The following is a 10,951-nucleotide window of genomic DNA, read 5'->3' as shown; positions in this document are numbered from 1 at the left end:
ATACTTATATACTTATATACTTATATACTTATATACTTATATACTTATATACTTATATACTTATATACTTATATACTCAATACATACTACAGGGATCTGTATTTATGAAGGTAATCGCGGTATTAAATCAAAAGGGTGGCAGCGGTAAGACTACCATCGCAACGCATTTGGCTCGTGGCTTACAGCTAAAAGGCCATAGTGTTTTGTTGGTGGATAGTGACCAGCAGGGCAGTGCGCGTGACTGGAGAGCAGTTGATGAAGACAATCCGGTACCGGTGATTGGGCTCGATAGACCAACACTTGATAAAGATTTAAAAAACGTCTCTGATAAAGATTATGTGGTGATCGATGGATCGCCGCAAGCTACTAGTCTGGCTATTTCTGCTATAAAAGCGGCTGATTTTATATTGATTCCGGTGCAGCCGAGCCCCTATGATATCTGGGCGACCAGCGATTTGGTTGATTTAGTGCAGCAGCGTATTGAGATGATGGATGGCCAACTAAAGGCAGCCTTTGTTGTCTCACGCGCCATTCAAAATACCAATATTGGTAAAGAGGTTGCAACCGCGCTGCTTGATTATAATATTCCGGTATTAGAGACCAGAGTGATGCAGCGAGTTGCTTATCCTAATAGTGCTGCCCTTGGTAAGACAGTATTTGATACCGAATCGCCTAGTAGCAATGCGATACAAGAGATAACCGCATTGGTCAGTGAGATTCAAATATTTTTTGGTGAGGAGTAAGTCATGAGTTTATCAGCAGGTCGTCCTAGTAAGAACGTTAAGGATCAATTGGCTTTATCGGATGTGACGGACAGTCCCAAAAAGACGGTACGCGTGAATTTTAATTTAGATGAAGATAAACACATTGCGCTCAAGCGGTACGCGCTTGAAAGCCGAAAAACGGTGACTGAGTTGTTGACTGAAATGATTGAGGAAAAGTTGGTTGAGCGATAGGTATAAAAAAGGGACTTTCCTAAACTTTGTGTAACTTCTTATACCCTATTAGCAAATAGAAGTTACACAAAATCCAGGATGGGCTCGTGGTCGATGCCAATCCGTAACTGGACGTCTGCTCTGAATCGTTTTATGATTATGTTTGATGACCGTATCAGCAAGCATTTAATCTAAACGGCAGTTACACAGAATTCGGGATGGTCTCAAAAGCAGCGACAACTTCTACTATTAAAAAAGTAGTCGTTAAACCTAAGGCAACCATTAACTTCTTACTATTTTCTTCAGTAACAACCGCATGGCTATGATCATGATGTTCTGACATAAAATATTTTCCTTATTCTATTTATGATGAGCAGAGATATTGGATAACAGCCAATATCTCTGCTGTAAATCGACTAATCTATTGGATTAAGAAACTTTTTTTTCATTTATCCAACGATAAAGCACGGGTAACAGCACCAAAGTTAGTAATGTTGAAGAGATAATCCCGCCAATCACTACGGTTGCCAGTGGCCGTTGAACCTCAGCCCCTGTTCCGGTTGCCAGCGCCATTGGTACAAAACCCAGTGAAGCCACACAAGCTGTCATCAACACTGGTCTTAAGCGCAAAATAGCCCCTTGCCACACGGCTTTATGCACTGGATATTTGTCCCTTAATTCCTTAATAAAGGTCAGCATTACCAGTCCATTGAGGACTGCAACACCAGATAAGGCAATAAAGCCAATTCCAGCTGACATCGATAATGGAATATCCCTTAGCCAAAGGAACAGCACACCACCGGTCAAGGCAAAGGGTATCCCGGTAAAGACCAATAGACTTTCTTTGACATTGTGAAAGACCGCCATCAGTAAAATAAAGATAGTGATTAAAGCCAGTGGAATCACGATTTGCATCCGTGCTTTGGCTGAAGCCAAATTTTCAAACTGACCGCCATATTCTATCCAATAACCACTTGGCAAAGTGTATGCTTTGAGCTGTGTCTGTACATCAGAAACAAAAGACCCTAAATCACGCCCTTCAACATTCGTTGTAACCACAACTCGGCGTTTACCATTTTCTCGACTGACTTGGTTGATTCCTTCAATGGTCGAGACTTGCGCGACATCCGACAATAAAATACTGCCACCATTTGGAAGCTGAATAGGTAACTGGGAAACAGATGCGACACTACGGTCTTGCTCTCCAAGACGGATAACAAAATCAAAACGACGATCGCCTTCTAAAATCTCTCCCACGCTTTGTCCACCAATACTGGTTGCCACAAGGTCTTGAATTGAACGCACACTCAAACCATATTGTGCAGCCAAAGTTTTATTTACCTCGACATTCAGTAATGGCAAACCTGAGGTCTGCTCAACTTTCACGGCACTGCTACCCGATATTTGCTGAATGATTTTGGAGATTTTAGTCGCCTCAGTATTGAGGACATTCATATCATCACCGAAGATTTTCACACCAACATCACTACGCACACCTGAGATCAATTCATTAAATCGGAGTTCAATCGGTTGTGAAAATTCACTATTATTGCCTGGAATCGTGGCTAAATACGTCACCATACGGCCACGTAATTCATCTAAACTTTCTTTAGGATTTGGCCATTCTGAACGAGGCTTTAACATGATATAGCCATCTGAAATATTGGGTGGCATGACATCTGTTGCAACCTCGGCTGTACCCGTTCTGGCAAATACTGCCTTAATTTCAGGGAAACTCTTTAAAAGAAGTTTTTCAGTATTCTCCTGAATACGTAAAGACTCTTCTAAGCCTGTACTTGGTGAACGTAACTGTTGTATCGCAAAGTCTCCTTCACTGAGCTGTGGTGCAAATTCACTGCCGAGTTTGGTACTGATAAATCCCGTAATCACTAATAAACACAGTGCAAAAGTCAGCACAACTGCTTTGTATTGATACGAAATATCAAGAGTTTGCTGATATTTAGCTTTTAGCCATAACATCCAACGACTTTCTTTTTCTTGAATATCGCCTTTGACCCACAATGCCACAGCAGCAGGCACAAAGGTGATCGATAAAATAATGGCTGCAACAAGGGCGAGTACCACTGCCAATGCCATCGGATGGAACATTTTTGCTTCCACACCACTTAAAGCAAAAATCGGCAAATACACCACCAAAATAATAAGCTGACCAAAAATAAGAGGACGACGTGCTTGGCGGGCAGCCAGAAAAACTTCCTTAAAGCGTTCACTTTGTGTGAGAGGTCGTTTTAACAGTTGCTGTGTATGGGCTAAACGCCGGATACAGTTTTCGACAATCACCACAGCACCATCGACAATGATGCCGAAATCGAGTGCACCTAAACTCATCAGATTGGCACTGATATTTTGCTGTGCCATCCCGGTTAAGGTAAACAGCATAGAGAGTGGAATGACACAGGCAGTAATCAAGGCAGCACGGATATTCCCTAAAAACAGGAACAGAATGATGATGACCAGGATTGCTCCCTCTACCAAGTTTTTCTGAACGGTTTTAATCGCCTTCTCAACCAAGATAGTACGGTCGTACACCGTTTCAATCACTACCCCTTTAGGCAAACTATTCTGAATATCTTGAAGCTTGGCATCCACAGCTTTAGAAACAGTCTGGCTATTTCCACCCATCGCCATCATGACAATCCCTAAAACGGTTTCTTTGCCGTTATAGGTTGCCCCACCGGTTCTTAAATCATGCCCAATAGAGACTTGCGCAATATCACCAACCCGAATTGGGCTGCCATTTGGGCTACCCAGCATGGTGTTCTCAATATCAGAAAGCCCATTGAATGTACCCGGTACACGTACCGTCAGTTGCTGACCATTGTCTTCAATATAACCTGCACCTCGGTTCTCATTATTTTGCGCTAAAGCCTGTTGCAGTTGTTCTAATGAGATATTCAGTTGCTGCATCCGGTTTAAATCGGGAGAGACCACATAGGTTTTTTCAAAACCACCAATACTGTTGACCTCTGCAACTCCCTTAACACGTTGCAGTTGAGGACGCACAATCCAGTCCTGAATCTCACGCAAATCCATCGGCGTGTATGCAGTTCCATCCGGCTTTTTCGCATTCGGATCTGCCTTCAGTACCCATTGATAAATCTCACCGAGACCCGTAGAAACGGGGGACATCGTCGGTGCGATTTGTGCAGGCAACTCAGATTGCGCCTCCTGTGTCCGTTGGTTAATCTGCTGACGGGCCCAATAAATATCAGTCCCATCTTTAAAGATAATGGTGACTTGAGAGAGTCCATAACGGGATATGGAACGGGTAAGCTCCAGATCCGGAATGCCAGCCATGGCATTTTCAATGGGATAGGTAATCAGCTGTTCGACTTCAAGCGCAGTAAAACCCTTGGCTTGAGTATTAATCTGGACTTGGGTATTGGTAATATCGGGTACAGCATCAATCGGGAGTTTCTGATAGCTATACACCCCGACCGCAATCCAGGTACAGGCAAAGAGCAACACCCAAATCGCATTTTGTATGGAAAACTGAATGATTCGTTCGAATAAACCTTCTGGTTTTGGTAGATCAGAATTAATGTCCATGGCCTGCCTCGTCTTTTTCTAATTCAGATTTCAACAAGAAACTGCCTTGAGCGATATACTTCTGCCCTTCAGTCAGCCCAGAAATCACTTCAAGCCATTGTCCATCACTTGAAGCCTGCCCCAATTGCACTTTCTGTGCTTTTAAGTGGACTTGACCTTTTTGTTCTGAATCTACGATGAAAATACTGTCTTCACCTTCAATACTTTGCAGCGCAGACTTTTGAATCCGAAGGGCTGATTTTGCTGTAGCTTCCGGAATCAACACTCTCACTAACACATTAGAACGCAACTCAGTAGCTTGCGCATCGAGTTTTGCGCGCACCACCAGACGCCCTGTTTGTACATCTGCCTGAGAGGTTAAGCTTTGTACAGTAGCTTTATAGCTTTGATCTGAATCATTCACTTTAAAGTCAATTTTTTGCCCGGCTTGCAGTTGACCTGAGAATTGATTCGGCAAATTAAACTCAAGCCATAAATCTTTCAGCTGTTCAATGACAAAGAGCTGATTAGCCAGTTGCACATTTTCACCGACCACAATATCTTTTTGACTGATCACCCCAGAGATCGGTGCTTTAATCAGAAAACGCCCATTGTTATTGCCACTTGCACCTAATGCATTTAAACGTGCTTGTGAGGACTGGACAGTAATCTGCGCTTGACGGTAGGCATTTTCGGCACGCTGGTAATCCTGTTTGGCAGAAACCCCCTGTGACCAGAGTTGCTGTTCGCGCTGGTAATCTTTACGGGCCAAATCCAGATTCACCTGTGCCATACGCAGATTTGCCTGTTGGTCGATCAGTTCAGGCACGGTTAGTACAGCCAGCGTTTGTCCTTTTTGCACGCTCTGTCCTAAAGCCACATTGATCTGCTCGACATAACCACTAAATTTAGGCGATATATGCGCTTGTTGATCGGTATTCACCACCAATTTACCTGGCAGGGTTGTCAGCTTTTCAACCAATCCTGTGGATGCAACAGCAACTTTTAAACCTTGTTCAACCATTTGTTGGCTGGTCAGTTGTATTTCGCCTTCTTCAGCATGTCCTTCTTCAGAACTATCTTCATCAGAATATTCGGCATTTCCCTCATCATAACCCTGCCCCTCAGATTCAGTTTTTTTTGAACTTAACCAAATAGCCAGACTGACCAAGACCGTAATCAGAATCAAAACTACAATCATGAGAGACTTGGATATTTTTCCGTTTTGCTTGGCGTTCATTTTATCGTGCTCCCCCATTGATTAAATTTTGCGATGCTTCGACTGCCTTTTTATTCAGTTGTGTATAGGCATCCGAACGGCTAATTTCTTCATAACTTGTGCCAATACTGAGTGCCTCAGCTGCTAGGGCAGTTTGCCAAGCTTGACGTAGAGTTTGTAATTGACCCAATCGAAGATTCTGCAGTTGGGTGGTTGCTTGCTGAACGTCGGTAATGGACAGTTTCCCTGCCTGAAACCCTAGTAAAGTACGGCTCTGAACTTTGGTCGCCAAAGTAACTTGTGCTGTTGTGGCATCGAACTGGCTACGTAAACCTTTGAGCTGATGCCTGCTGTTGGCAATATCGAGTATTTGTTGCTTCAGCTCACGCTGCTGCTGTTGGTTCAGCAATATTTGCTGTTGCTGGACCATCGGGATCGCATATTGCTGGCGATTGAAAATATTCAGTGGAATAGCCACGCCGATTGCTAAAGTCGTATCGTTGCTTCCATTAGGGGTTTTGCTACGTTTCATGCCTACATTTAAAGTCGGATTGGGACGTGCCTGAATTCTTAAATTTTCAATTTGATGATCCGATTGCTGAATGTTCAAGGCATAGAATTTTTCTAGCCACCCTTCAGCAATATACCGTTGCACAGTTTGGAGACTTTGCTCTGGCCAAGGGATAGCGGTTTTATTCAATTGAAGATGTGAAGATGTTTCTCCCCCCCACAAATTAGACAGCTGACGACCGGCAGCTTGTTTATTCAGCATCGCTTGCTCATAAAGTCGTTGGATTTCTAGCGCTTCAATTTGGGCACGCTCAAAATCAACCAGGGCAATACTGCCTGCCTGATAGCGTTTCTGGGCACTGTCCAGATTGACTTTACTTGTTTTTAACTGTACTGAATAAGCAGACTGCTCAACCTCAGCAAGTGCAAATTGCGACCATGCAAATTTAACAATCAGTTGGCTTTGTGCCTTCCATAATTGCTGTTGCAATTGGATTTGTTGATTCGAGGTATTGGCAATCACCCGGTTCAGCTTACGCTGACCAAATAGATCTAGAGGTTGACTAACGCCAACATTGAATTCCTGTTCTTGACCTGAGCCAAAGCCAGACTGTTCTAAACTTATACTTGGATTCTGCCATAACCGACTTTGCTGAATATTCAATTCAGATATTTGCTGAACTTGTTGCCACGGCTTGTCTTGAGTCTGGTAACTTTGTACTTTTGCTAAAGCGGATTCAAAGCTGGTAACGTTTTCAGCATAGCTATATTGCATAGCCGCTGCACATATACAAGCAACCAAGCTATGACGCAAGAGTATAATTGATTGTGAAGACATGATTTTTCCCACTTATTTAAATAATAAAAGTGGTGGGAATGTTTTAGGCTACCCCACCATGAGCGGGGAAAATTCGGGAGGTAGGCTTTGTTGAAACAGGTCAGGAGCCTGATAGCTGTTTTTCCAATGAAATTGTGGATTCACTTTAACTTCAGAGCTTGGATGAAACACATCTACTTTTTCATTTTGTACAATCAAATGCATCATCGATGGTAGATGATCTTGATGATCTTCACCGATTTCTAAATCGCTACTGAATGTTTTTATGTTTTCTGACTGTCCATTATGATCGTGTTGACGACTATCGCTGGCACACAAGGTATTTTGGTGATGACCAAAATGATAACTCTGCTGTGATTGAGGCTGTTGTTCATGGACACAAAAGGCCGCCGCCACATTCCAAAAGCTTTGGAACATGAACAATCCAACCAAGACTGTAATCCATGTAGTAGAACGCATCATCTGAACCGTACCGGGTTTGTCGGAGACTTTTTATTTAAGTTAGGCCACCTGACCTAACGGGTTAATCTTATCATTGTACATTGCTTCAAACTCAAAAGGCAATTTTCCATGAGAGTTTCCCAAACTTTGTGTAACTGCTTATAATCCACTAACAGGAGAATAAGCAATGACTAACCAATCTGACATCAAGAAACTGGCTGAGCAAATGGCCAGCAGCATGAAAAGCTTCGATGACATCAAAGACTTTCAAAAGCAGCTCATGCAGTCCTTCATCGACACTGCATTTACACTCTCCTAAAACCATTTAACAAAATCTATGACTATTTTACTTTCCCTTACATAATCGTCCTAGTGTATATCTTTTTTTTTGATTAGCCTATTCCTAAATCAATTGACTTTAGGGAAGTATGATGAACGATATCCAATTTTCAGATTGCGCAAAGGCATGTATGAACTGTTACCTTACCTGTGCCAGTTGTGCAAATGCCTGTCTAAAAGAAGAAAATCTGGAGATGATGCGAGAATGTATTCAGCGTTGTCTAGATTGTGCAGATATTTGTCAGCTCTGTGCTCGTATGCAGCAAACAGAATCTCCTTTTATGAAAGAAATTTGTGAGCTTTGTGCCAAGGTTTGTGAATACTGTGCAGATGAATGTAGCCAACATGAGCATCAATACTGCCAGCAATGTGCTGATGCTTGCCGTGAATGTGCCGTCGAATGTCGAAAAATGGTTGCCTGATAAATAAAAGAATTAGTTGAGTTTAGGATTTACTCAATGAATAGCCAACGTGTTAGTTGTTAGTGGGTCAAACCACTAACAACTCGCAAAAAATGGCTGAATTTGTGGACGTTGTTTTTGCGATTCGATCCAAAGAGAGTACTTTGATTGAACGCGCATGAGTAAATCAGCACTAATACCTAAAGCATCGTGCAAACGTAAGGCTACATCGGCTGTTACTGGGAGGGTGTAAATAATTCTGTGTAAATAATTCTGTGTAAATACAGTTTTATTTACACTCTCAACTGTATTTACACAGAATTATTTACACCCTCCCCCTGGGGTATAGAATATCGAACTTTCTTACTTTTTAGAGTAACTCAGCTGCTTGTAATGCTATTTCTTTAACATCTAAGCTAAGGGCTAAATCTGCATTGATCAAATCTTCAATATCGAAAAATCTAGCTTCTAGGGCGTCATCACCTGCTAGAGGATCACCAGAAACCCAAATACAAAGTACGGCTACAAGAACAAAATGGTGACGCAGCTTACCACTACTATCAAAGTCAAACGCGTCTACAGCGTTAAATGTCTTAAAGGCTTTTGATACAATGCTTGTCTCTTCATAAAGTTCACGAACGGCAGCATCTTTAACAGTTTCCCCACGTTCAATTTTACCACCGGGAAAACCCCATCGACCTGCATCGGGTGGGTTAGCACGGCGTACTAAAAGCACCTTTCCATCTTTAAAAAGTACTCCAATAGTAGCTACTATTGGACGTAGGCTCTGTGGTTCGTATTGTATTATAGGTTCATTACTTAGTATATTAGACATAAAAACTCAATTGAGAATAGGACATAGAGGATAGCTTAATATTCAAGTCCTCACTAGGGAACCGAACCAGTGAAAGCGCCTGACAATCTACCATTAGACTATACCTAAAACATAAAACCTTTAAATGATAACCTATCTATCATTAGACTTTTTTATGTTATTAAATGATAGTAATATCTTGCTATTATCAATGAACATTAATTATTAAGTCTAAATAATAGAGGTGGCGTTATGACTGTTCGTATTTATGTGAGAGCCAGCACTAAGGATCAAGACGCGACCAGAGCATTGTCTGACTTGATTAGCTTTAGCCAAAGCTATGATGATAACCATGTTGAGTACGTAGAGCATTTCAGTGGTACAAAGTTAGATAGACCAGCACTCACTAAGTTACTCAATGATGCTGAGCAAGGCGATATATTGCTTGTTGAGAGTGTAGATAGATTGAGTAGATTGTCTCAGGATGATTTTGCTATCTTAAAGCAGCGCATCAAAGATAAAGGTTTGCGATTGGTAGTGGCTGATCTACCAACTACACATACGGTTAGCGAGGGTATGACAGGCGACATCCTTAGGGTAATTAACAATATGCTGATCGACTTATTAGCAACGATGGCAAAGCTTGATAACGATAAGCGTAGAGAACGTATCAAGCAGGGATTAGCAAACAGTGGATATAAACCTACTGGTAAGAAAGCAAATCTAGCAAAACACAATCGTATTAGAGAATTAGACAGTCAAAATAATATGACAAAAGAGGAAATCGCTAAGGCGGTTGGTGTTGGGGTAGCTACGGTTTATCGTGTCTTAAAACAGGGTTAATAGCTGAAGTATTTTAAACATTAATTTACGTTTCTATAGACGCGATGCTATCAAATATATAATCATTAAGTTGATAGATTTTAATCATGTATCTTGATTCAAAAAAACCCTGTATTTGAGTATTTGAGTATTTGAGTATTTGAGTATTTGAGTATTTGAGTATTTGAGTATTTGAGTATTTGAGTATTTGAGTATCACTTTGCCTTTTTAGCTATGATAGTAATCAGCTGTATCAACTTTGTACGTACTAGCGTTGCAACTGATTTATTTTATATATCGAATGCAGCGACTTTATGCCCATGCTTTGAGCAAATGCTATAAGCTCATTTTTAGCACATATAAGTGGTTCCATTATAGCAGTCTGTTTTGAGTGGTCTGTTAATAGGGTTTTGGGGCTTTTAAGTCGGTTCCGCTAGGGTATACCCTAGGATAATAGGAAATCCATCGCGGATGACAAAACCTGTTTAGCTTTTAAACAATACGGGTTTGTCGATAGTATGTAAGATAAGTTCGAAAAGTGACTAGAGTGTTAGATTATTCATACTGGGTCTGAATTAAAATTTTATTGTGATTAATTTCTGCTCAATGTTATTCATTTGTCGCCATGATGAGTGATGGCGGCTTGTGATTTAGTTAGGAAAAATAATCTTGAGTAATAAGGTACGTTTGTAGCATTTGCAGCAGGGCTTGTTCTAGGCTTCTTTACTTACACTTTCCTGTAAATTCTTTTTTAGTAAATGATCGAATATAAACGGGCCAAAAGGTAAGAGTGAGCCGAGTACGCCCGCAGGTATTGCCCAAAGAGGCATTTTCATTTTGATAGCTGAGCCTATAAGTATTATGATATAGGTAATAAACAATATACCGTGTGCCATACCGATGTATTTCACACCTTCTGGAATGTCCAGCATATATTTTAGTGGCATGGCGATACAGAGCAATAATAAGAAAGAGGTGCCTTCTAGGTAGCCTATAATGGTAAGGCTGAGTCCATCCCAGATTCTGTGTAACTGCCATTTAGATTAAATGCCTGCTTATACGATCATCAAACATAATCATAAA

At 41.3% G+C, this 10,951-nt stretch carries 10 protein-coding genes and 2 pseudogenes; 5 read left to right on the top strand and 7 right to left on the bottom strand.

Annotated elements, in window-relative coordinates:
• Positions 1-104 precede the first annotated feature (104 nt).
• Both parA and AAEY80_RS13815 read left to right on the top strand, forming a co-directional pair.
• Positions 105-743: a ParA family partition ATPase gene (gene parA / locus AAEY80_RS13820; RefSeq protein WP_025652655.1), complete on the top strand. Its 639-nt coding sequence runs from the start codon at positions 105-107 to the stop codon at positions 741-743.
• Positions 744-746: 3 nt separating this feature from the next.
• Positions 747-956 (top strand): plasmid partition protein ParG, encoded by a 210-nt coding sequence (locus tag AAEY80_RS13815; RefSeq protein WP_025652656.1) that lies wholly within the window; start codon positions 747-749, stop codon positions 954-956.
• A 199-nt stretch (positions 957-1,155) separates the two neighbouring features.
• Here AAEY80_RS13815 and AAEY80_RS13810 read toward each other — a convergent pair.
• The 5 genes and pseudogenes from AAEY80_RS13810 to AAEY80_RS13790 all read right to left on the bottom strand — a co-directional run.
• A pseudogene (locus tag AAEY80_RS13810) lies at positions 1,156-1,278 on the bottom strand (cation diffusion facilitator family transporter); the annotation flags it as partial.
• Between the two features lie 86 nt (positions 1,279-1,364).
• Positions 1,365-4,505 carry an efflux RND transporter permease subunit gene (locus tag AAEY80_RS13805; protein ID WP_102093422.1) on the bottom strand — a complete coding sequence of 1,047 codons (3,141 nt, stop codon included), beginning with the start codon at positions 4,503-4,505 and terminating at the stop codon, positions 1,365-1,367.
• A complete protein-coding gene (locus AAEY80_RS13800) occupies positions 4,495-5,724 on the bottom strand; it encodes an efflux RND transporter periplasmic adaptor subunit (protein ID WP_102093421.1) in 1,230 nt (409 codons plus the stop codon). The genes AAEY80_RS13805 and AAEY80_RS13800 overlap by 11 nt, the downstream gene beginning before the upstream one ends.
• 1 nt (position 5,725) lies before the next feature.
• Positions 5,726-7,051: a TolC family protein gene (locus AAEY80_RS13795; protein WP_102093419.1), complete on the bottom strand. Its 1,326-nt coding sequence runs from the start codon at positions 7,049-7,051 to the stop codon at positions 5,726-5,728.
• Between the two features lie 48 nt (positions 7,052-7,099).
• Positions 7,100-7,513 carry a cation efflux protein, CzcI-like gene (locus AAEY80_RS13790; RefSeq protein WP_227502390.1) on the bottom strand — a complete coding sequence of 138 codons (414 nt, stop codon included), beginning with the start codon at positions 7,511-7,513 and terminating at the stop codon, positions 7,100-7,102.
• 166 nt (positions 7,514-7,679) lie between these two features.
• Between AAEY80_RS13790 and AAEY80_RS13785 the strand changes: the two are divergent.
• A pseudogene (locus AAEY80_RS13785) lies at positions 7,680-7,796 on the top strand (transposase); the annotation flags it as partial.
• Positions 7,797-7,923: 127 nt separating this feature from the next.
• Positions 7,924-8,253: a four-helix bundle copper-binding protein gene (locus tag AAEY80_RS13780; RefSeq protein WP_093071101.1), complete on the top strand. Its 330-nt coding sequence runs from the start codon at positions 7,924-7,926 to the stop codon at positions 8,251-8,253.
• 349 nt (positions 8,254-8,602) lie between these two features.
• Here AAEY80_RS13780 and AAEY80_RS13775 read toward each other — a convergent pair whose 3' ends face one another.
• Complete coding sequence (locus tag AAEY80_RS13775; protein ID WP_007115209.1) at positions 8,603-9,067, bottom strand: NUDIX hydrolase; 465 nt, start codon at positions 9,065-9,067, stop codon at positions 8,603-8,605.
• 231 nt (positions 9,068-9,298) lie between these two features.
• On the opposite strand from AAEY80_RS13775, the gene AAEY80_RS13770 reads away from it, so the two are divergent.
• Positions 9,299-9,889, top strand: coding sequence for a recombinase family protein (locus tag AAEY80_RS13770; RefSeq protein WP_025643766.1), 591 nt, complete (start codon positions 9,299-9,301; stop codon positions 9,887-9,889).
• A 692-nt stretch (positions 9,890-10,581) separates the two neighbouring features.
• Here AAEY80_RS13770 and AAEY80_RS13765 read toward each other — a convergent pair.
• Positions 10,582-10,890 (bottom strand): DUF3817 domain-containing protein, encoded by a 309-nt coding sequence (locus AAEY80_RS13765; RefSeq protein WP_201634659.1) that lies wholly within the window; start codon positions 10,888-10,890, stop codon positions 10,582-10,584.
• Between the last annotated feature and the right edge of the window lie 61 nt (positions 10,891-10,951).

The sequence above is a fragment of the Psychrobacter sp. 78a-MNA-CIBAN-0178 genome (assembly GCF_040309625.1).
In the GTDB taxonomy this organism is placed as follows: Bacteria; Pseudomonadota; Gammaproteobacteria; order Pseudomonadales; family Moraxellaceae; genus Psychrobacter; species Psychrobacter okhotskensis.
This window is presented reverse-complemented; position numbering and strand designations above follow the sequence as displayed.